Below are 21557 nucleotides of genomic sequence, written 5' to 3'. Positions count from 1 at the left end.
GAATGATCGACCCGGCGAGCCAGGCCCAACTGAAGGAGGCCATCGCGGACTGCATCGGCACCGACCAGGGGGTGCTGGACGCGCTTCGGGAAGAGATCCGCCCTCTGAAGAGCGCCACGCGCCGCATCCAACCACGTGCCACGACGTCGATCTCGCTGGTCGGCACCGATGGCGGCAACAACCAGCTCCAGTTCGACCCCTTCCTGATCCAGCTGGTCCGGGTGGTGGATAGCAGCAACAACGAGTACTGCCTGGAGGCGGTCTCGCCCACAACCCCCGTCCAGAAGCTCAACGAGCGTCAGTTCGCTGCGGACGGGTCGGCGCGGACGGCACTGGGCGAGATGATGGCCTTTCTGGGTGTGGACAGCCTGCCGGCGCTCTCCCACATGATTCGGCCAACCGATAAGGGGAAGCCGGTTTCGCCCAGCTGGGTGCAGGTCTACAGGGAACTGGTCGAGTGGGCGATCTTGTTCGCCATCCTGAAGAAGGACTTTGGTACCGACACCTTGATCATTTGCGACGGGCTACTGCGCAGCAAGGTCTTCGCCAAGGAGCTGTTCCAGCGACTGCTCCAGGGCATGAAGGACCGCATCGAGGCGCAGTGGAGCAAGAGCCGCCGTCGGGTGTACCTGGCTGGCGTGGCCAAACACAGCAAGGTGCTTTCACGGTATCGCCTCGCCATGGCGCTGGAAGGCGTCCTTCAGACCGACTATCCGGCCTACGTGGAGGTGCCGCGCGAGGTTGAGGAACAGGCCTACGTCTGGTCGGAATTCGCGCGAGGCGATGACCGCGCCGGTGAGGGTGGAGAGATCAACAAGTTCGTCGGCGGCAAGATGTTCCTGGTGAAGTTCGGTTCACACCGCCGCGACCCAGTGTGGCCGGTGGACATCTTTGTGCCCCAAGTCGGAGAGTCGCAGACCATCCTCGGCTCGATGCTCGCTGACGCGATCAACGGCTTCCCGGTGCCGCACTACCCCCGTTGCCTGCAAAAGGCGCATGAAAACGCGGCCCTGGTCGATTTCGATTTCGACATCCTGCAGGACTTCATTTACGAAGGTGTGCGATCGAGTCTCGGTGGTGACGCGGGGACCTTGGACGCGTTTCAGCTACAGGACGCCGACCCAGCGCAACGCCGGTACGGATGAGGGGGAACAACATGGCAGAAATCCAACTTTTTCCCAGGGAACAGGTCGTCGGCATCTTCCGGGGCTTCCAGCAAGGAGGCATGGAGTTCCACGCCGACCTGGTGTTGCCGTACCGGAACGAGTTCCAAAACATCCCGATGCATGGGCAGTTCCTCCTCGTCCAATTGGAGACGCCCGATGAGGCCGTGCTGGGACGCATCGCCTCCTTCTCCTCGGAGGGCAAGCTGTCCTTCGGCTCCGGCGAGGAATTCAATATCCGCGCGGTCCGCGAGGATAGGCCGATTCCCGAAGATCTGCGTGAGCAGTACCTGAAATACCGGGTGAACATCCGTGTTCTCGGTGTGCTGCGGCGAAATGGCAAAGGGCTGACCTTCGTTCCCTCGCATCGCCGGCTCCCCCATGTTGGCAGCAAGGTGGCTTTTCCGAACGACGACGTGCTGCGCGAGATCGCCGGTCACAACATCGATGGGGCGCCCATCGGCCATCTGGCCTTCGGCGAGTACATCTACGCCGCGGGCAGCAAATCACTCCAGGCGCAAGAATGGATGCAGGTGGTCGATCCCGAGGTATTGGTCCGCTTCCCGATCGAATCACTGGTGTCTCGCCGCAGCTTCATCTTTGCCAGAGCGGGCTTCGGTAAATCCAATCTCAACAAGCTGCTCTTCTCGAAGCTCTACGAGACGACGCCCTTCGTCACCAAGCGCGCCGGCAAGCAGGTCCCCGTGGGCACGGTGATCTTCGATCCAGATGGCGAATATTTCTGGCCTGATGACAAGGGCCGTCCGGGGCTGTGCGATGTCCCCGCTCTGGAGGACAAGGTTGTCGTCTTCACCGACAGGAAAAATCCGAGTCCTTTCTACCAGTCGTTCGTGGCTGGGGGCATCAAGCTGGATATTCGCCGCCTACGCCCAGGAGACGTGATTTCGATCGCGCTCGGGCCAGAACGTCAGGAACAGCAGAACGTCCGGAAACTTCGAGGCCTGCCCCAGGAGCGCTGGGAGAAGCTCGTAAATCTCATTGATGAAACCGGCAACTCAACGCCATTGGAGGATGTTGCCAAGCTGCTAGACCTTGAATACCCAAAGCAGGACGCCGAGGCTCTGGCCGCCCGGGCCAATATGACATCGATTGTCCGGATGCTGCACGACAAGAGCAGCCAACTCATGGACATGCTGGTTCACGCGCTCTCCGAGGGAAAGTTGTGTGTCATTGACGTTTCCCAGATGCGCGGCGGCCAGTCACTGGTGCTCTCGGGTCTGATCCTTCGCCGCATTTTCGATCGAAACCAGCAGGAATTCACCGCGGCCGATCCAAAGACGATCCCAACGATCGCAGTCGTCGAAGAGGCCCAATCGGTGCTGAACGAAAGCGCACCGGCTGCCGAGCCGTACATCGCCTGGGTGAAGGAAGGTCGGAAGTACGATCTGGGCGCGCTGCTGATCACCCAGCAGCCGGGCAGCATTCCTGTCGAGATCCTCAGCCAGGGCGACAACTGGTTCATCTTCCACCTGTTGTCCGCGGCGGATCTCACGTCCCTGAAAAGAGCCAACGCCCATTTCAGTGACGATTTGTTGAGCTCGCTACTCAACGAGCCCATTCCAGGCCAGGGTGTGTTTTGGAGCTCGGTGGGAGGCAAGCCCTATCCAGTCAGCCTCCGCGCCCTGTCGTTCGAGAAGATGTTCTCGATGCGGGACCATGACTACAACCAGCCAGCCGGTCACACCTACGCCCAAACGCTGCGCAGCACCTTCTCCGGGATGAGGCAGATCGCGACGACAGCGCGCGTTCCCGAAGCCGAGGGCGCAGGCACTTTGTTTCCTGCAGAGGCCGAACACGAAGAAGCCGAGCCGGTGGACGTCATGGCAAACATCGAGCAGCGGGCAATCGACGCCCTGCGGGCCGATGCCAAGCTGATCGCAAAAATCGAATCCACCGATGGAGCCGCATGGGGCTCCATCAAGGCATTCTTCCTCGATCAACTGCCCGAGCACTTGGATGACAGGGATACCCTGGCCTTCCGGCTGGTGAAGAAGGCGCTTGACCATTTCTATGGCCCACAAGACCAGGGGTGGGAGCAATACCGCCATCCGACCCGCAACACTGCCTACGTCAGAAAGAGGAGCTAGGCAGTGTCCACCGCACAAACGGCTCTGAACGGAATTTGCCCCTACTTCACAATGTTCCCGCTCGACTTTCCGCTCAACATCCTGAAGCGGAGAGCACAGGCAGGTGATGTAGTGCTTGATCCTTTCTGCGGCCGGGGCACCACCAATTTCGCTGCACGACTTGTCGGCCTCCGTTCCCTTGGGGTGGACTCCAGTCCGGTTGCTGCAGCCATCACGGCCTCCAAGCTCGCAACGACCACCGTTGATGACATCCTTGCCGAGGCACGCAGGATTCTGACCGAACGTGAAGCGCGCCACATCCCGACCAGCGAGTTCTGGCAATGGGCGTTTCACCCGACCGTGCTGGACGCGCTGTGTCGATTCCGGGAGGCATTCCTGGAGGACTGCACTACGGATGCCCGCATCGCGCTCCGCGGCATCGTCCTGGGTGCGCTGCATGGCCCGAAGCAGAAGACCTTCCCGAGCTACTTCTCCAACCAATGCCCCCGCACCTACGCCCCCAAGCCTGCCTATGCGACACGCTTCTGGCAGGGGCGAGGGCTTGTGCCTGATCCTATTGATGTCTTGGCCGTGATCGAACGGCGGGCGAAACGCTACTACGGAACGTTTTCCGACATCACGGGAGCCGTGCGATTGGCGGACAGCCGAGAGGCCGATGCGCTCCAGCCCGAAACCCCGGACACTCGGTTCGACTGGGTGATCACCTCACCCCCGTACTACGGCATGCGGACCTACATCCCCGACCAGTGGCTCCGCAACTGGTTCGTGGGTGGCCCCGACGCTGTCGACTACACCAACCGCGATCAGGTCGTTCATTCGAGCCCTGAGGACTTTGCAGCCGATCTGCGTCAGGTATGGCGCAACGCGGAGAACGTGTGCGCGGAAGATGCCAAGATGGTCATCCGGTTCGGCGGCATCACAGACAGGCGCGCCGACCCGCTCGACCTCATCAAGAGCTCCCTCAGTAACAGCGGCTGGCGTATCACCACCATCAGGGAGGCTGGGTCTGCCACAGAGGGCAAGCGCCAGGCGGATGCCTTCCTGCGCACCAAGTCCAAGCCGATGGTCGAGTACGACGTTTGGGCGACCAGGCAATAGCCCGGGTGCGTCGAGTAGATTGTGGGTGTCAGGTACCCGAAGCGGACGCTGGTTCAATTCCGGACTCGGGAATCGAACTGGCAGCCGATCCGATGGACGTGGTTGATGCCGACGCTGGCAGGAACTGTTAGGATTGTTGGCAACAAGGGCTGGGATTCCGCTCCTTTCCGCAGGAGTTTGCGGCGGTTCTAAGGCGCTGAGTTATATAGGTTTGGCGCAGGCTGCCGCCCCACCGAGACCCCGCAGGAGTTCGAATCTTTCCGCACGAACCCGCAGGAACCCTCACCAGCCCGCACGGCCTGATGCTAGGCCATTGATTTTCAACAAACTACTTGATCGGACCGTGATTGCGGACTGCGGACTTTCATCGCGCTGGAAATCTGGCTCGTCCAAACGGCTGCCGGTGCTGTCACGTTGCAAATCGTCGGTACTTGTCGATATCTACCGACGAAAAGGAACATCCCAGCCAGCACTGACCTGCGTCGTGACCGTCTTGGTCGAGGTCGCCAAGCATGACTCCTCGTAGGCCTCGATGTCGGCCTGCCGGTAGAGCACCCGCCCGCAGAGCTTCAGAAATTTGGGGCCGATCCCCGCGCTGCGCCAGCGCTCTAGGGAAGGTCTGAACAACACATCCAACCTGCGCGACAATGGCGCGACCCGATTGGGATGTCGATCATGCAGCTGACGTTCGGTGATGCGGAGGATCTGGGCCAGCGCAAGCGTACGCGGCGCGAGCTGTTCTTGGCCGAGATGGAGCAGGTGGTGCCGTGGAAAGCGCTGCTGGGGCTGATCGAGCCGCACTACCCGAAGCCTGGCCGGCCGGGCCGGCAGCCCTATCCGCTGGCGACGATGCTGCGGATCCACTTCCTGCAGCAGTGGTACGCGCTGAGCGATCCGGCGATGGAAGAGGCGCTGTACGACACCCCGGTGATGCGCCGTTTCGCACGGCTGGGCGGGTTGGATACGGTGCCGGACGAGACCACGATCCTCAACTTCCGCCGATTGTTGGAGCAGCACGGACTGGCGGCGAAGATGCTGACCAAGGTCAACGCGAAGCTGGCAGACAAGGGCATGAGCCTGCGCGGTGGCACGATCGTCGATGCCACCATCATCGCCGCGCCCAGTTCGACCAAGAACAGCAGCGGGACGCGGGATCCGGAGATGCACCAGACGAAGAAGGGCAATCAGTGGTACTTCGGGATGAAGGCGCACATCGGCGTGGATGACGACTCCGGCCTGGTGCACCACGTCGAATGCACGGCCGCGAATGTGGCCGACGTGACCCAGGTGCACAAGCTGCTGCACGGCAAGGAAGACACGATCTGCGGCGACAGCGGCTACACCGGCGCGGACAAGCGCGAGGAGCTGGACGGGGTGAGTGCCGGCTTCTGGATCGCGGCCAGGCCTTCGACGATCAAGGCGATCAAGACCAAGCGCGCGCGTGGCCATGCCGAGCGCTGGGAGCACTTCAAGGCCAGCCTGCGGGCCAAGGTCGAGCATCCGTTTCGGGTGCTGAAGCGCCAGTTCGGCTACACCAAGGTGCGCTACCGCGGGCTGGCGAAGAACACCTCGCAGGTGTTGACGCTGTTTGCGCTGTCCAACCTGTGGATGGCGCGGCGGCAGTTGTTGTGCCCCGTGGGATAATTGTGCCCGCTCGACGGGGAAACCCGTCCCAATGCGCCGGAAGTGGTGCCCAAACACCTGTAACGAGGCTGATTCCATGGTCCGAGCAGGAAATCAGGGCATCAGAGCGGATTGTTCAGACCTTCCCTAGGGTGGCCTCACTGATACTCCAGCGGGCAGCGAGTTGTTTTTGATTGAGGTGAGCGACTTCCATCTTGGTCTCCGTCCGAACGAGTTGGCAGGAGTCCATGAAGGCGCTGTTCCGCCCGCGAGCCAAGGCAATTTCAAGATGCGCCGCTACTCCGGCAGATCGTTCAGCTCGTAGCTAGTGCTACGCCCGCCCGCATCCGATTTGCGCAGCACGCCCCGCGTCAGCAGATCGTTGATGTCGCGCAGTGCCGTGTCCGGCGAGCACTTGGCGATAGACGCCCACTTGCTGCTGGTGAGCTTGCCCTCGAACCCGTCGAGCAGCTTGTTCAGCAACTTCACCTGTCGCTCGTTCAAGGGCGTGGTCGCCCAGCGCTGCCAGAATCGCGCTTTCGTCAGAACGGCGTCCAGCGTGTGCTGGGCCTGGTCGACGGCACGATGAAGCGTGTCGAGGAACCACGCGAGCCACTCGGTGACATCCATCGACCGCTTCTGGGTCCGCTTCAGGATGTCGTAGTAAGCCTTGCGTTCGCGCTGGATCTGCGCCGACAAACTGTAGAAGCGTTGCGGGCTGCCATCGGCACGCGCCAGCAGCAGATCGCCAATGGCTCGGGCGATACGGCCATTGCCGTCGTCGAACGGGTGCAAGGTGACGAACCACAGGTGGCCAAGCCCGGCCTTGAGCAGCGGCGGTTCGTTCGATGTGCTATTCAACCAGTCGAGGAAGCGGCTGGTTTCGTCTTCGAGGCGATCAGCCGGCGGCGCTTCGAAATGCACACGCTGCCGGCCAATGGGGCCGGACACCACCTGCATCGGGCCGGTGGCATCGTCGCGCCAGCCGCCGACGTTGATCTTGGAGAGCCCAGAATAGCCGGTAGGAAACAGTGCGGCATGCCAGCCGAACAGACGCTCACGCGACACCAGTGCCTGGCAGTTGGCGGTGGCATCGAGCACCATCTCGACCACGCCTTCGACGTGGCGATCGACCGGAGCGAGTGCGCCGATGTCCACACCCAGCCTGCGGGCGATGGACGAGCGCACGGACTCGACGTTGAGCTGCTCACCTTCGATCTCGCTGGTCTTGACCACGTCCTCGGTGAGCGCAGCGAGGCTCGCCTGGTCACGCAAGGCCATGCCGACGTCGGCCAGGCGCCCCATCAATAATCCCTGGGCACGACTGACTTCGGCCATGGGGCCAGCCAACGCCGCCAGGTCGAAGCGCCAGTTCGGCCAGTCACTGGCCTGCCAGATGTATTTGTATTCGCCGCTATTCATGCGGAGATTATGGACCGCAATCTCCGCACGCGCAAGTCAATCGCCGCGCATTGTGCGGTGAATGTGGTCACCATTCGCCGCATGACGGATCGCCTTGCCTCAGGAATGGGTGTAAATGGGTGTGTTATTGGCTGTGGCAACGGACGCGGGTTCAGTTCCCGTTTCGGGAATTGAACTGGCCACGGAAAGCAGACGAGGTTGAGGCCGTATTCCGACTACCAATCAGTCCGAAAAACCTGCTTGATCGTCCACTGCCGACGGGCGTACCGGCAGGCTTTTCGCTCCGGTTCGCACTGGTTCGCAGCAACCCGCAGCGCTTCGATTCCGTACTTTCAATAGTCGTTTGATGCGGGGTACCACCCCACCACCAATTTCAAAAGCCCGAACTCGTTTCGGGCTTTTTCACATCTGCCCGTAGCGCCAGTCCTGGCGGGACTTCGCGGATTTGCCTCGCGAGTGACACCCCTCCCATTTCCACGTATTTTGCCCTCCCGGGCCTCTCTGTTCTCCGTTTTTATCTGTATGCCTCGCGAGCGTGCGCGAGGTCACTTCCTGTATTGGTGAGGGTTTCTGGGCGGTCGGTTGTGGTTGGAAATTGCTCTCCTACGCGGACCTGAAATATGAAGCGCCAATACGAGGCACCAATCTAAGCGCAAATCCGCAATGCATTAAGCGACAGTCGACATAGACAGTAACGGTGTATTTAATACTGTCATGAACAACGACTCCCGTTACTCCATCGACGAACTGGCCGCGCTGGCCGAACTACCCCGGCGGACGGTGCGTTACTACGTGCAGCAAGGATTGCTCGACCGCCCCGTCGGCGAAAAGCGCGCGGCCTATTACACGAACCGTCACTTGGAGCAGCTGCTGACGATCAGGAAGTGGCAGCACGCCGGACTATCCCTAGAACGGATCCGCGAGATTCTGGCCGGATCTGGGGAAGCCGGTCTGCCGCCACCACGTCCTCGTGGGCCGGGCACGGTCGAGGTCTGGAGCCACCTGGTGGTAGCCGACGGGCTTGAAGTGACGCTGGAGCCTTCGCGGGCGGGACTGAGCCCGGAGCAGGTGAGGGCTTTCTTCCGGGGCGTGAATGCCCTTTACGAACAGACCAGACAGGAAGGACAAGATGATGCCGAAGAATGAAGAACAACTGGCCATCCTCAAGGACAGGCAGGGACGCAAAGTTGCCCTGAAGGGGGTCAATGCCTATGCCCGGCTCCAGAGCCTGCTGGCCGAAGTCGAGGTCGAACAGTCGTACCGGAATCCCTGGGACACCAACATCGAGGCGGTCTACACTTTCCCACTGCCCTTCGGTGCGGTGCTGCTTGGCCTTGAGGTCGAGATCGCCGGCAAGAAACTAAGGGGCCAAGTGGTCGAGAAGAAAGAGGCCGAACGGCGCTACGAGAATGCCGTCACCGACGGCGACAGCGCCGTGATGCTCGAGGAAGCCGGTCCCGGCCTCTACACCGCCAGCCTGGGCAACCTGATGGCCGGGGAATCGGCGGTGATCCGCTACCGCTACGGTTTGCTGCTCCACTGGCAGGGTGACCGACTGCGCTTCCTGATGCCGACCACCATGCGCCACGCTACGGTGATGCCGGGGCAGCCGGGCTGCAAGCCCACCAGGTTCCCGAGTCGGCCCTCGATGTCGAGTATCCCCTCGAACTGATCGTGGATGTCGAGGGCGACCTCGCCACGGCAGCCATTGCAAGCCCGAGCCATCATATCGCCATGGAGCGCACCGATAGCGGACTGCGCGTCCGTCTCGACAAGCGAGCTTTCCTTGATCGCGATTTCATCCTGACGCTTGCATCGAACAAGGTCCAGTCCTCCTGCATCGTCATTCCGGATGGCGATGGTCACGTCGCCCTGGCCTCTCTGCGGATTCCGCAAATTCCGGAATTGGAGCGCCAGCCCCTGGCACTGAAACTGGTCATCGATTGCTCCGGTTCTATGGCGGGCACCAGCATCGCCCAGGCCCGCAAGGCGGCTTTGGCCATCCTCGATCAGTTGCGTTCCGGCGACAGCTTCAACATCACCCTGTTCGGGTCGGACTACAAGCACTTCTTCCGGACCATGGTGCCGGCCTCGGCGCATTACATCACCGAGGCCTGGAACCTGATCGACGGGATGGATGCGGACATGGGCGGTACGGAGATGGAGGAGGCGCTCAATGGCGTCTTCGCGCTGAAAGGTGACGACGCCACGGGTATCCCCAATGAGCAACCCACGGCGCAATTTGCTATCGATACCCCGGCTGGTTTCGTGGCCGCTCTGGAATTGGAGCTTGTCGGCTTGGTTCGCCAACCGAAACTGCCGAACCGCATCGACGAACTGGCGAAGTGCGGGTTGCCGGAAGTGATCGTTGCCAACCTGCGTCAACTGGTCGCGAAGGGTCGCGATGAAGCGGAGGTGGTCGCGGCTTTCGTCTATGCCCTTAGCCAGTCGGGCATTGGCGATTCGTTCGGCCGCGCGTTCAAGCGTGCCATCCTCAAGGACTGGAAGCAGGTCGTGCCGGGGCGGGAGATTGATCGAGTCATGAGCTATGCGCTTCAGGAAGTTGCCAGGGACAACTGGAACTGGCAGGCCGAACCCTTCGATCAGCTTGCTGCCAACTTGGCTGAGACAACTTAGATTGCTGTGAGGCGACTGGACTGCGTTTCACCGACTGCAGGGCGGAGATCTTTTCCGGCAGCGTTCCTACGCTGATAACTGACTATTTGCGCTGCTCAATCCTGTGGACTAGCCAATCCAGCGTTGCTCGAACAACGGCGGTAAGCCGTGCGCTTCGCTGGAGGAGCGGGACAACCCGTGGCGACAATTCGTAGTAGCACTTAACAAAAACGCGCCCCAACAACGAGGGCGTCAGCGCTCTGTCACGCCAAGCGCGTAGCGCATTGGTTTCGGGTGCGTCCTGGCCATAAACAGCCGTTGCGATAAAGCAATTGTCCTTTGCTGTCCCTGATTTTCCGGATGCACTCGAATGAGTATATGCAGGCGAACGCCCATGGGTCCGTGGTGCTGGCGCTGGTTGGCTACCCTTCATCGCCTGTAGCACCGCCTGATTGGCAGTTGTTGGCGCTCGGCCGGGCACTGTGGCTCTAGACGGGGTTCTGGTGGTCCCGCGTATTTCGTCCAAGATCTCCTTGTTGCTACTGCGAGATGTGGAGCCAACTGATCGCGTAGATGTACCAGACAGTCGGAACCTGGCCTCCGATTCGGTGATTAGATGAAGCTGATTTGCTTGCGTAATGCTGATCGCCAGGTGGGAGTATTTGTACTTTCTGCTTCGATATGGAGGCTCCATTAGCCCAACCACACTAACCCATTTCCCAATCCAGCCTTGGTCCGGGCGTTGTGTAAGCGCTCTCAAGCCCTCGGACCAGATGCTGATCTTGACGATTTCGCCTTGCCACGGTCCGAAATTGATGAAGACATACGGCTTGCCATGACGAGTCTTATCCTGTTTGACTTCGACGATTCGGCCTATCAGTTCTACGCGATCACCCACATGTCGGAGACAGAGTGCATAGTTCGTGGCATTCAGCACAGGGAAGGCCGACATGTACTGCGCCGGGGCGACCGGAGCGGTCGGTGATACCGAAATGACTACTTGAGGGATGTTTTTCCGTCCGAGAAAGTCCTCAAGCGTTGGAATTTTGTCGAAAGATGCTTGGCAGATGGCTGCAAAGTTCTTTGCGTCCTCGGCAAATTGGGGACGTCCAAACAGATCGCTGAAAATGGCCGACCGACTTGGGTCAGCAAAATCATTCGCCTTGAACAGGATGGCATCGCCATCGGATTGGGTCTTGGTCCACAAGTCCGGATGGGCATCCAGTACTCGGAGCGCGAGATTAAGTGCAATGAAGGAGAAGCGGTCGAGCCGCGGGCCCCATGAACTACCAGTTCGTCTTGGGTGCTGAAAATTTCGGTGCCCGAGTTCGGCGCTCCCAAGACTCCGCAGGTCATCGACGAACATTCCGTCGTAGTCGATGAGCTGAATGGATCGACCTCCGTTTGACACCATTACGTTTCCAGGCTGAATATCGCCATGTGCGATGTTCTGGCCCTCGAGGTACGTGGCTAGGGCGCGAAGTGATGAAATTAGCTGCTGGAGGTCGCTCTTGCTTCGATAGCGCGCCTCCAAAAACTCGCCCAAGGTATCACCCGATGCCCATGCCATCTTGACGACGGGGAAAGTCTTACCATTGACGCGAACCCCCTGCGGCTGGAACTCAAAGTCCAGAAAGTACGGGGAACGCAGGGACTTGAGGCGGTTAGAGATTGCGCTGTAGCGCTTCTCAAGAGCATTCGATTGCTTGTGGAAGCAGCGAACCGCATATTTCGCACCTCCGGTCGTGACTGTGTAAGTGAGTGCGAAGCCCCCGCACAGGGCAAGCGGCAAACCGAGACCGGTCGTCGCAATAGCCCCCTTCTTGAGATCAGGGTCAGCAAGCGCCAGTTGCGGATGCTGGAACGCTTCGTTGTACTGTTCAAGAGTTGGGTAAGTCATTCCCGTCAGCCGTAGCGAACGACAACCTAACTAGCGTCGTGTCGTCAATGCGCATACTTTTCGTCAGTCGTTCCTGGAGCACCAAGGCCTCGAGGCTGGGTACGTCCTCGATCCCGGCGAGCATCTGCCAGACAGGTCGCCCTTCCTGCGCATGACGAAGCGCCCACTCTCCGAGTGCATCAGTCATGCACAGGACAATTGGGGCTGTACTGTCCTTGATGCACCACGTCTTGTGATGCCGGGAAAAGAAATCTGGCGAGGAGAAAAAAGTGTTTAGCGTGGAGTTAGTGGAGAACAGTTCCGGGCGCTGTTGAAATTCCTCGGCGCGCAAATAAGGAAATGAGTCGACGAAGTCGACGCCATCCAACAGCACAGCAAGACTATCGCCCACGCCTAACACGTCCACCGTGCCGTGGTCGCGGAACTCCTCTATCCCCAAAAGGGTTGCGAAGCTTCCTCGGTCAAACGCAGCTTGCTTCGACCACGACATCTGTGCAAGATCAAATTGGACGAGATAATCAGCAACAGCGTCAGTAAGCCAACTTGCGCTCAGTTCCGGGTGGCGAACGAAGCGTGCGGTCAGTAGGTGTGCCCAAGTCTTTGAGTCGAAGGATTCGGATGCCCCATCGCTGACAGCGACTCTGCCAATATCGGTCGCCAACACAAAAGCATCCTCGTTCGCGTCTGGAAACGACGAGTCCTTGGGCACCTGGCCCGCAAAAAGTACCTTCATGCGCAACGGCAAGGCTATCGCAATTGCGAGGCACGCGTGCCAATGTCAAAGAAGTCCACAATCTGTACGGCGTCAGCGTTGAACATGAAACCTCGCGACTCCATGCTCACTTTGAATCCCTTTTCTTGGGCGAACCGAATCAGGTGATCTGGCAGGGGACTCGACATACGAAAGAGAAGTTTCGCGTATGCATCCGGCAGTCCCGTCTCAGCAGCAGGAAATTCAACGGGGTTCGCGCCAGAGGTACTGACGTGCAGATTAAACATGAGCACGGGCCCGTCGCCAGTCTGGATCTGGCGGATCTGTGTTGCAAGTTCCTCCGGGTCGCCATCGGTTGACTCGCCGTCTGTGATATGAAGAACGGTGGGCGGATAGCTGTTCGGATGGGAATCGCACCAAGCGACAAGTTCCTCTGCAGCCTTTGTAATCGCTTGGCACATCGGCGTACCGCCACTCGCATGGGGTTCAAACCAAACCGGGAATTTGATAGATTGTTCGACGACGCCGCCCGCGCCATCATCCATCTTCTTCTGACGTTCTTCGATCCGCAGCGGAGATGCTTCGATGGCAGAGATAGGATGAAGAACGGACGATCCTAGTGCGCCCTGGAACCCGTTATACGCCCCGTTCGCACCATAGCCGATCACACCGATGTCGAAGTAATTCCGGGTTCCTTCCGACTTGGTGCAGCGGGTGATGAGAGTGGCCAGGGTTCGGTTCAACACGTCCGCAACTTGTTGTGCCTTCGATCGGCCCGACGACATTTTGTCGTCCATCGATCCAGACTGGTCGACCAGAAACAGAAACGCTGTTGGATTGCTGCGGCTGATTTCTGCAATGTACGGCATGTCATTCTCCCTTCCAAAATATCCACCAAAACTGAGCGATCTGCAGACAACGGGCAATTTCGCCCTAACGATTTCCAGCTACCGCTTCTGCGATACCGACGCGCGTTTCTGGTCGTCTATCCAGACGTCAATGTCCGCACGCTGAAACCTCCAAGCCCCTGCAACCTTGAACCCAGGAATCTCTCCGCGTTGTACGAGCCGGTAGATAGTCTTCTCGGTTACGTTGAGATACTCAGCGAGATTCCGCACTGTCATCGCTTGCTCAAGGTTACGAGGCATACGCTCCACATTTCTACGCCAATAGGATACTACCCGAGGAAAGCAGGATAAACTAGTCCATCCTAATGTTTGGATGACAGGAACCGTCAACCAAGCTACCAGCGAGCGCCCATGAGAAACACGCGACAACCTCCACATGACTTTGGAATGAGTTGGGGAGTTCCCGGCTTTCGAGTCGGGCGTAGTCAGTATGGAACGTGGTGGGTTTCCGTCGGCCTTCCGTTCGGCATTCGCATTACCAGACGCATCGGGAAGGAAAGGTGCCCACTAGAAGCGACACCACAGGGGCAAGAGTCAGAGATTCCTAGCATAGATCATTCTCGGGAACCGCAGGGCATAGGACAGGCACAGCCAACAGCAACTCATTCACTTAGTAAGAATCAGGAGATTTTGGAAAGGATGCGCAGCAAGAAGGATTAGGTTGACCCGTTTCCATCGCTGTGCGTGTCACGAGCGGTTGCGGCCATCATTGTGCTTGCTGGTGTTGGTCGAAAGGCAGACGTTACGGTAGCGCGCATGAATCTAAACTGCTCAGACCAGCTGCCGGGCCAGGGACGGCGCATCACCTGCTCCAGCACGATGTCGGGCGCACCCACCAACCGTTCGATGACCTCCGGGGCCAACAGGGTTAGCCGCATGACACGGCGCACCTGCGTCACGTTCATGCCTTCGGCCTTGGCGATTTCGGCAACGGACGCCGCCCGTTCCTCATCCAGCAGCCGCTGCCAATGGTGCGCCAGTCCGAGCGCACGAATCAGCGCGCTGTCCTGTGCTGTTGCCAGTGTTTCCCGCTCCCGGATGGCCTCAACCAGAAATTCCTGCGGCGCGTCCAATGGCGTGATGACCCGCTTCTTCAACCCTCGCCTTACCAGCGTCCAGGGTACGAAGGTCTCCAGTCGCACACCACCGGCGGGGGTTGTGAGTTCATGGGTAATCGGGCGACCTGTCTGCCTGCCATAGTGTTTTTTGCTGCTCATTTCGCCTCCTACCGGAATCGTTCAAGCATCTGGCGCTGATCTGCCCAGAGCGCGGGGATGTCGTTACGCATCAGCCACAGCAGTGTGAGCCGCCGCGGCTGGCAGCCCATCATCAACTGCTCGACGATGTCGGGAGCCAGCCGCGCCAACCTCAGCAGCCGGCCGACCGTTGTCGGCATCAACCCTTCGGCCTTGGCGATTTCGACCACACTCTTGAACGCGCCCGTGTCCAGCAGGGCGTGCCAGTGCATCGCCCGGGCCACAGCCTCGATGATGCGGACGTCGTGCGCCCCCTCCCTCCCGTCGACCATCAGTTTTCCCTTCTTTCGCTTGAAGTGCAGGGGCACGAAAGTTTCCAGCGGGCTGTTCATCAGGCCTCGACCTCCATCAGTTCCGCGCCGATCTCCCTTGGCGCGAATTCACCGATCAGCTTGTCCCAGCCCAACTCCCGCCACTTCACCTTGATGCCTTGCACCTCGCCGATGTGGACGAGGTCGATGCGTTCGATCATCAGGTTGGCGATGCGGTGGCGCTCGACCGGGAACAGGTGATCCCACACGTCGTTGAGCCGACCCATCGCCATCACCGTGCTGGCCTCATCGATCTGGGCCCCGTTGCGCTGGATGTGGCGCACCACCGATGCGATGGACTCGGGGCTGGTCAGTACCGTGCGGATCTGGGCCACGACCGCCGCCTCGATCTCCGGCGCGGGCAGGCGTTCGTAGCTCTTGCCCGGTGCGCCGAAGCGGCTCTCCGACTTGGAGACGTAGTAGCGGTACTTGCGCCCGTTCTTGCGCGAGTAGGTCGGGTACATCCGTTCACCTGAGGGGGCGTACAGCAGACCCCGCAACAAGGCGTCGGTGCGCGACCGAATCTTGGTTTCCACCGGCCGGGCGTGGCCGTCCTTAGCCAGCACCGCGTGAACCTTGTCCCACAGCGCCCGGTCGATGATCGGCGGGTGCGCGCCGGGATACCAGTTTCCCTTGTGCGACAACTCCCCCAGGTAGATGCGGTTGCGCAGCAGCTTGTGCAGGTACTTCTTGTCGATGCGCGTGCCGCTGCGGGTCTGGCCCTCCTGCGTCGTCCAGGCCTTGGTGGTGATGCCCTCAGCGGTCAGGTTGGCGGCGATCTGTGTCGGCGAGCCGATGGTTAGCATCTCCTCGAAGATACGGCGCACCACCGCCGCCTCGGCCTTGTTGATGACCAACTGGCGGTTGACGACGTCGTAGCCCAGCGGCGGGACGCCGCCCATCCACAGCCCCTTCTTCTTGGCGGCGGCGATCTTGTCGCGGATGCGCTCGCCGGTGACCTCACGCTCGAACTGGGCGAAGGACAGCAGGACGTTGAGCATCAACCTGCCCATCGAGGTGGCCGAGTTGATCTGTTGCGTGACGGCGCTGAAGCTCACACCGCGCTGATCGAACAACTCCACCATCTTGGCGAAGTCGGCAAGACTGCGCGTCAGGCGGTCGATCTTGTAGACAACGACGATGTCGATCAGGCCGCGCTCGATGTCCGCCAGCAGGCGTTTCAATGCGGGCCGGTCCATGTTGCCGCCGGAAAAGCCAGGGTCGTCGTAGTCGTCGGCCACTGGAATCCAGCCCTCGGCGCGTTGGCTTGCAATGAAGGCGTGGCCAGCCTCCTTCTGGGCGTCGATGGAATTGAATTCCTGGTCGAGGCGTTCATCTGAGGACACCCGGCAGTAGACGGCGCAGCGCTTGCGGGCGCGGCTAGCGGCGATTTCGTTCATCGCGCACCTCCCTTGCCGAGGCCAAAGAACAGCGGCCCGCTCCAGTGCTGGCCGGTGATGTGCCGGGCCACCGCCGTCAAGCTTTTGAAGGTGTGGCCCTCGTACTCGAAACGGCCCTCGGCGTTGACCGTCACCCGGTGCTCGCGCTCGCCCCATTCGCGCAACAGCACCGTGCCGGGTGGAAAGTGAAACTCCCGAGGCTTGGCCCGCAGCTTGATCTTGGAATGCCTCGCGCCGATGGCTTCCAGCCGCTGCTTCGTCTCGGGCGCGAGACCGCCGAAGGCTTCCTCTTGCAGTTTGTAGGCGATGCGCGACTCGACGTGCGTGCGATTCGGATAATCCGGGCGGCGCGGAAAGTACCGATCCCACAGCGCCCAGAGTTCGGACATCGGCAGGCAGGCCAGATCGGCAATGCGCGCCGCGACGGATGCTTGTTTCTCGTTCATCACAACTTCTCCTGTTGATAGGGGGTTGTATGAACGCGCTGGTCGGGCAGGAAGCCAAGGCCAACTTCTTCTCTCTGTTTTGGCTCGTCGGCGATGAGTGTGCGGACAATGGCGGCCGCAAGGATGGCGGTGATTTCGCCAGCACGGGCGCTGGATGACATCTCCGCGGGTGATGCGAATTCGAGGTTCTTCATGACGGCTCCAAGGAATTGCAACCGTCACAAATAGTGGGCCTGATCCTCCGAAGCGGATGGCAACGCAGGGTAATGGCCGCCGGGTGTCAGCCTGCCATTGCCGCTTCTTCCGTCTCGACCTCGGTGTCGTCATCGACCGGGGCGTCGAGCGTCGGCAGATTCAGTTGCCACGCATGCGCGCCTTTGACTTTCACCAGATAGGCGCGCCAGGGCGAGTTTTTGGAGAACAGGTTGGCGGGCGAAGCGCAGCCGGTGTCCTCCATCAGCTTCTTGGTGTTCACGTGGGGTGTGCCCGCCGTGTAGGCGTCAACCAGCCGCTGCAGCACGGCGATCTTGGCCTTGTTCGTCACCTTCCAAGGCGCCTTGCCCGGCAGGTACAGCGTGGCCGAGTAACCGTCAGCGGACACCTTCAGGCTGACCGTAGTGCCGCCCATCGCCGCGAGTTGCCCGTGCCGGTAGGCCACCTTCAGCCGCGTCGTGTCGATGGCCGAGCCGTCACCGCCATCGGACAGGACATCCTCGATGGGGATCACCACGTTGGTTCCCGCGAACGGAAACGGGATCGAGGCGGTGGTGAGCACGATGCCTGGCACGGCGCGCGGGCGCAGACGCAGTGCGGCGTCGACCCTGGCGTACTGCCGTTCACTGGACATCTTCGCAGCGAAGTACAGCGCGACCGCGTGTCCATCGATGTCCATCTCCCCGAGGAACACGGGTTCGTCGTCGAGGTGCCTGCCACGTACGCCCTTTAAGGCCGACCCGAGCGCGGTGATGATCTCCTCGCGCAGCCAGTTCAGTTGCACCTTCCAGCGACGTGCCAGCTTGGCGGGCAGGACGACGTCCGTCCCCGTCAGCGGGTCACGGTAGCGCACCTGATTCTGGTCGGCGCAACGCTCCAGCTTCACCGTGAAGGGCGCACCATCGTCCAACTGGACGACCGTTTCCGTGATCCGTTCCCCCTCGGTGAGGATGCCCTCGTCTTCGAGGTGGTCGATGTCGATGCCCAGCTTGGCCAGTGCGAAGCCGTCCAGCGGACTGGTCGCGCATTCGAGCAGCCTGGCCACCTGGGCGATCAGGTTCGGATCGTCCACACCCGAGCCGGGGTGCAAGGGCTTGCGCACACCCAGTGCCTCGAGCAGTTGCATCCCGACACGGCGCACGCGCTGATCCTTCTCACCGGACAGGCTGCACCGCCCCGGCTCGGCAAGCACGATGGACAGGGGCGTGACACTCGTCTCGCCCTCGAACACGAGGTCGGCGACCAGCGTCACGCCGAGCAAGGCGCCGGGCTGCGCGAAGGGATGGTTGCCCCAGCGCTCGTCGATCAGCTCATGCAGCTCTGCACCGCTGTCGATGTGCAGCGTGACGGCGTCCGTGGCGTGACCGAGCAGGGCCTTGGCCTCGATCAGATAAAGACGCTCGACCTTCGCGCCGTCGATGCGAGGCTTCTCGTCCTTGAGCGGTCGCGCGAAGCGAGACAGGTCATAGCGGGAGCGGTCCAGCGGCCGGTTCGACAACGGCATCTTGAAACCGTGCTTGGACAGCACGTTCGCCAACGGCGCCCGGGTGGAGAGTGTGTGCGCGTAGACCTCGACCATCTTGCGATGGGGCGCGTAAATGAGCGTGGCGTCACGCGCCGGGAAGTAGCAGAAGCTGCGGCGATTGCGGTTGATCACCTGCACCGCCGTGACTTGCTCGCCGGCAAAGCGGACGACGAGGTAATGCGTCTTGCGGTTCTCTCCCTTGGTGTCATCGTCGGCCATCTCGATATGGATGACCTCGCAGGGCTCGACCAATCGCATCTCGCTGGTCAGCTGGGTTTCCGGTTGCTTCTTGACGGAGTCGTTCCAGATAAATGGCGGCGCTTCGTCGCAAGGCACGTCGAAGGCATCGTGCAGCCGCTTGTTGCCGCGAAGATCGCCGGTATTCAGGATCGACTCGGCGACGTCGAACAGCCGTGCCGCCTCGTCGGAATGGGTTCGCATCCAGACCGCGCGACCGATCTCACCGCCGTCCTGGGACATAAAAGCTTCGATCAGGTCGTTGTCGTTGAGCTGATCGGCGACGGTCGTGAGGATTTGCGCGCCACGCGGGGATGCCAGACGCAGTACGCGCAGTGCCTCGCGCTCGGCAGGGTCTCGCTGATCTTTGCGCAGATGTCTGACGTGTTCGATCAGGGCGGCGGGTAGCGCAGCGGCATCCTGTGACCAGTCGAAGCCACGAGTCAGCGCCTGGCATTCGGGGAGCCCGGAAAAAGCCTTGAGAGTCTGAGCTGGAGCCTTCTCGATCAGTTCCAGCAGGCAGTGCGAGTTGGTCAGGGTCTTCTTGCCCATGCTTTCTCCCTTGGCCGTTCACATGGCCACGCTCCATTGGCGCATCACCGCCACCGATTGCGTCAGCCCCTGCGCCAGCAGGGTGTCCAGATATTCGTCCGCCGTCTTGGGCGGGTTCTTCAGTGATCGCCGGTGGCTGGCTGCAGCCTCCAGCACTCCTGCCGGATGCAGGTCCAGCAGATCGACGATGAAGTCGTCCGGATGCTGGGCGGCGAGGTTGTAGGGCCTGAGCGCCTCGGGCGGGAAGTCCTTGAGATTGAAGGTCACGATCAGGCTGGCCCCGGAGTGGATGGCGGCCGCCACCACATGGCGGTCGTCCGGATCGGACAGATCGATCGAGGGAATCAGGTACTCGAAGCCGGTGACCAGGCAATCCCGGACGTGGGCGTTCATCAGCTGGCGCGTCCGGTTCAGCTGGTCTTGAGTGAGATCGGGACGGCTGGCCAGTACGTTGCGCGTCCACTCATCGTGAATCATGTCGCTCCAGCGCGCCCGGTACAGATCCGACAGCGCCAGATGCATCAACAGGTCGCGCAGGGGTGCCGGATAGAGCACGCAGGCGTCATAGACGACGGTGAAGTGCGAACTCATCCAGTCAATACCCCATGCCGAGTTCCTGGGCCTGGGCCGCCAGTTCATCGAGCGCCTTGCGGCGCTCGGCGTCGATCCGGCTCTTGTAGGCGATCACGTCCTGGTAGCGCACGCGGCGATGCGTGCCGATCTTGTGGAACGGGATATCGCCTTTCTCCAGCAACTGGACGAGGAAGGGGCGCGAGACGTTGAGCACGTCGGCAGCCTCCTGCGTCGTCAGCTCGGCATGGATGGGGATGATCGACACGGCGTTGCCCTGGCCGATCTCGGTCAGGACGTCGAGCAGCAGGCGCAACGCCGAAGTCGGGATCGATACGGTGCGCACCGCGCCCTTTTCGTCATGGAAGTCGATCTGCTGGGTTTCGGCACGGGTCTGGAGCACGGTCGAGAGCACGCGCCCGGATTCCCGGGCAAGCGCGATGTCCTCGGCCGAAGGCAACGTTTTCGGGATGGCGGGAGTGTTCATGAGGCTCTCCTCGTCGGGTCAAAGTTTGGTCTGAAGCCATTATAAACGAAATATCCGAAATCGCAATAACCGAAACGGCGCGGCGAAAGCATTGCAAGTCAAAGACTTAGCTGTTCAGGGGTTGCACTTGCCCCGACGAGCCCGGCTTATCGGCGCCCAGAACGCGCTCGCGCAAGCCCAAAGCGTGGAGCAATTCAATAGGGACTCCCAAACAAGAGGAGTCCCGCAATGCAAAACCAAGTCCCTTCTGTTCAATCCGGCCGAAAACCCAGCCGGCCCCGCCCGGACGGTGCCACGCGCATCGCTCTTGACGAGCACGAGCTCGCCGCCCGCTGGGGGCTCTCCGTCAAAACCCTGCGCCGCTGGCGGCAGGAACAGCTCGGTCCCGTCTTCTGCAAGCTCGGGGCGCGCGTCACCTACCTGATCTCCGAAGTCGAAGCGTTCGAGCGGCGCGTCTCGCGCTACTCGACCTTCGCCCGGGCGTACCAGTGAGGGGGCGGCCATGACGAATCTCACCATCCTCCCGGCTGACCTCGCCGCCACGTCGGCGCCGGGCGGCATCTGCCAGCTGGGCGTCGATCTCGGCGAGGCGGTGGCGCACCACCTCGAGAACCAGCGCGTCGGGCAGCGGCCGCGCTGGGTCAAAGCGCAGCACGCCGTCGGTGACCTCGAAGCCCGCGAAGCGGTGCCCATGGAGGCGCAGAGCATTGCCGACCATCACATAGAGCGCTACATGGCGCCGTGCCGCGCCAAAGCCCGCGACTGTCTTGCCCCGGTATTGCAGCGCCGGCACGCGGGTTCGGATAGTTTCCACCGCGTCCGGGATGGCCTCACCAAGGAACGCCCGCAGCCGTACGAGCGCCCCGCACTGCGCATCCGGCAGGGCGGCAAGGTAGGCATCGACCAAAGGCGACGTTCGGGCGGTCATCGGGCGCCTGCCGATCGGTAGCGGCGTATCGGGTCGCTATCGCGGATCGGTTCGTGGGCTAAAAGCCACAGCGGCGGTAGGC

Annotated in this window: 23 protein-coding genes; 9 read left to right on the top strand and 14 right to left on the bottom strand. The window is 61.1% G+C overall.

The features are described from left to right. Positions 1-2 precede the first annotated feature (2 nt). From N4J17_RS04360 to N4J17_RS04350, 3 genes are read left to right on the top strand one after another with little or no spacing between them, the layout of a single operon-like run. A complete protein-coding gene (locus tag N4J17_RS04360; protein WP_277458468.1) occupies positions 3-1145 on the top strand; it encodes a hypothetical protein in 1143 nt (380 codons plus the stop codon). 11 nt (positions 1146-1156) lie between these two features. Continuing rightward, positions 1157-3271, top strand: coding sequence for an ATP-binding protein (locus N4J17_RS04355; protein ID WP_277458469.1), 2115 nt, complete (start codon positions 1157-1159; stop codon positions 3269-3271). Positions 3272-3274: 3 nt separating this feature from the next. Further along, on the top strand, positions 3275-4369 hold the full coding sequence (locus tag N4J17_RS04350; protein WP_277458470.1) for a DNA methyltransferase: 1095 nt from the start codon (positions 3275-3277) through the stop codon (positions 4367-4369). Between the two features lie 441 nt (positions 4370-4810). Here N4J17_RS04350 and N4J17_RS04345 read toward each other — a convergent pair whose 3' ends face one another. Then, on the bottom strand, positions 4811-4996 hold the full coding sequence (locus tag N4J17_RS04345) for a helix-turn-helix transcriptional regulator (protein WP_277458471.1): 186 nt from the start codon (positions 4994-4996) through the stop codon (positions 4811-4813). Between the two features lie 48 nt (positions 4997-5044). Here N4J17_RS04345 and N4J17_RS04340 point away from each other — a divergent pair, with 48 nt between their 5' ends. Next, positions 5045-6013: an IS5 family transposase gene (locus N4J17_RS04340; RefSeq protein WP_277458472.1), complete on the top strand. Its 969-nt coding sequence runs from the start codon at positions 5045-5047 to the stop codon at positions 6011-6013. A 276-nt stretch (positions 6014-6289) separates the two neighbouring features. Here N4J17_RS04340 and N4J17_RS04335 read toward each other — a convergent pair whose 3' ends face one another. Then, on the bottom strand, positions 6290-7414 hold the full coding sequence (locus N4J17_RS04335; RefSeq protein ID WP_277458473.1) for a Fic family protein: 1125 nt from the start codon (positions 7412-7414) through the stop codon (positions 6290-6292). A gap of 714 nt (positions 7415-8128) precedes the next feature. Between N4J17_RS04335 and N4J17_RS04330 the strand changes: the two genes are divergently transcribed. From N4J17_RS04330 to N4J17_RS04320, 3 genes are read left to right on the top strand one after another with little or no spacing between them, the layout of a single operon-like run. Further along, positions 8129-8560: a helix-turn-helix domain-containing protein gene (locus N4J17_RS04330; RefSeq protein WP_198323100.1), complete on the top strand. Its 432-nt coding sequence runs from the start codon at positions 8129-8131 to the stop codon at positions 8558-8560. Further along, positions 8544-9086 (top strand): VIT domain-containing protein, encoded by a 543-nt coding sequence (locus tag N4J17_RS04325; RefSeq protein ID WP_198323099.1) that lies wholly within the window; start codon positions 8544-8546, stop codon positions 9084-9086. The genes N4J17_RS04330 and N4J17_RS04325 overlap by 17 nt, the downstream gene beginning before the upstream one ends. Before the next feature lie 2 nt (positions 9087-9088). After that, positions 9089-10051 carry a VWA domain-containing protein gene (locus N4J17_RS04320; RefSeq protein WP_198323098.1) on the top strand — a complete coding sequence of 321 codons (963 nt, stop codon included), beginning with the start codon at positions 9089-9091 and terminating at the stop codon, positions 10049-10051. 82 nt (positions 10052-10133) lie between these two features. Here the strand turns inward: N4J17_RS04320 and N4J17_RS04315 are convergent, their stop codons facing one another. The 12 genes from N4J17_RS04315 to N4J17_RS04260 form a co-directional block, all read right to left on the bottom strand. Beyond that, complete coding sequence (locus N4J17_RS04315; RefSeq protein ID WP_198323097.1) at positions 10134-11930, bottom strand: protein kinase family protein; 1797 nt, start codon at positions 11928-11930, stop codon at positions 10134-10136. Continuing rightward, complete coding sequence (locus tag N4J17_RS04310; RefSeq protein ID WP_198323096.1) at positions 11911-12663, bottom strand: hypothetical protein; 753 nt, start codon at positions 12661-12663, stop codon at positions 11911-11913. Before N4J17_RS04310 ends, N4J17_RS04315 begins: the two co-directional genes overlap by 20 nt. Positions 12664-12677: 14 nt before the next feature. Further along, positions 12678-13511, bottom strand: a complete 834-nt coding sequence (locus N4J17_RS04305; protein ID WP_198323095.1) for a vWA domain-containing protein — start codon at positions 13509-13511, stop codon at positions 12678-12680. Positions 13512-13589: 78 nt separating this feature from the next. Next, positions 13590-13766 (bottom strand): helix-turn-helix domain-containing protein, encoded by a 177-nt coding sequence (locus tag N4J17_RS04300; protein ID WP_198323094.1) that lies wholly within the window; start codon positions 13764-13766, stop codon positions 13590-13592. Positions 13767-14206: 440 nt separating this feature from the next. Beyond that, complete coding sequence (locus N4J17_RS04295) at positions 14207-14767, bottom strand: hypothetical protein (protein WP_198323093.1); 561 nt, start codon at positions 14765-14767, stop codon at positions 14207-14209. Between the two features lie 8 nt (positions 14768-14775). Then, entirely contained in the window at positions 14776-15138 is a 363-nt protein-coding gene (locus N4J17_RS04290; protein WP_198323092.1) for a site-specific recombinase resolvase, read from the bottom strand. After that, positions 15138-16517: a recombinase family protein gene (locus tag N4J17_RS04285; protein ID WP_198323091.1), complete on the bottom strand. Its 1380-nt coding sequence runs from the start codon at positions 16515-16517 to the stop codon at positions 15138-15140. Before N4J17_RS04285 ends, N4J17_RS04290 begins: the two co-directional genes overlap by 1 nt. Further along, positions 16514-16963, bottom strand: a complete 450-nt coding sequence (locus tag N4J17_RS04280; RefSeq protein WP_198323090.1) for a DUF2924 domain-containing protein — start codon at positions 16961-16963, stop codon at positions 16514-16516. Before N4J17_RS04280 ends, N4J17_RS04285 begins: the two co-directional genes overlap by 4 nt. After that, entirely contained in the window at positions 16963-17157 is a 195-nt protein-coding gene (locus tag N4J17_RS04275; RefSeq protein ID WP_198323089.1) for a hypothetical protein, read from the bottom strand. The genes N4J17_RS04280 and N4J17_RS04275 overlap by 1 nt, the downstream gene beginning before the upstream one ends. 86 nt (positions 17158-17243) lie before the next feature. Beyond that, entirely contained in the window at positions 17244-19490 is a 2247-nt protein-coding gene (locus tag N4J17_RS04270) for a hypothetical protein (protein WP_198323088.1), read from the bottom strand. Between the two features lie 18 nt (positions 19491-19508). Next, positions 19509-20081, bottom strand: coding sequence for a PIN domain-containing protein (locus N4J17_RS04265; RefSeq protein WP_198323087.1), 573 nt, complete (start codon positions 20079-20081; stop codon positions 19509-19511). A 4-nt stretch (positions 20082-20085) separates the two neighbouring features. Next, a complete protein-coding gene (locus N4J17_RS04260) occupies positions 20086-20547 on the bottom strand; it encodes a helix-turn-helix domain-containing protein (protein WP_198323086.1) in 462 nt (153 codons plus the stop codon). Positions 20548-20775: 228 nt separating this feature from the next. Here N4J17_RS04260 and N4J17_RS04255 point away from each other — a divergent pair, with 228 nt between their 5' ends. Next, positions 20776-21039 (top strand): helix-turn-helix transcriptional regulator, encoded by a 264-nt coding sequence (locus tag N4J17_RS04255; RefSeq protein ID WP_198323085.1) that lies wholly within the window; start codon positions 20776-20778, stop codon positions 21037-21039. Between the two features lie 10 nt (positions 21040-21049). Next, a complete protein-coding gene (locus N4J17_RS04250; protein ID WP_198323084.1) occupies positions 21050-21496 on the top strand; it encodes a hypothetical protein in 447 nt (148 codons plus the stop codon). Positions 21497-21557: the final 61 nt, after the last annotated feature.

The sequence above is a fragment of the Methylococcus capsulatus genome (assembly GCF_036864975.1).
Taxonomy (GTDB): domain Bacteria; phylum Pseudomonadota; class Gammaproteobacteria; order Methylococcales; family Methylococcaceae; genus Methylococcus.
The sequence above is the reverse complement of the archived record's forward strand: the minus strand, read 5'-3'. Positions and strand labels throughout refer to the sequence as shown.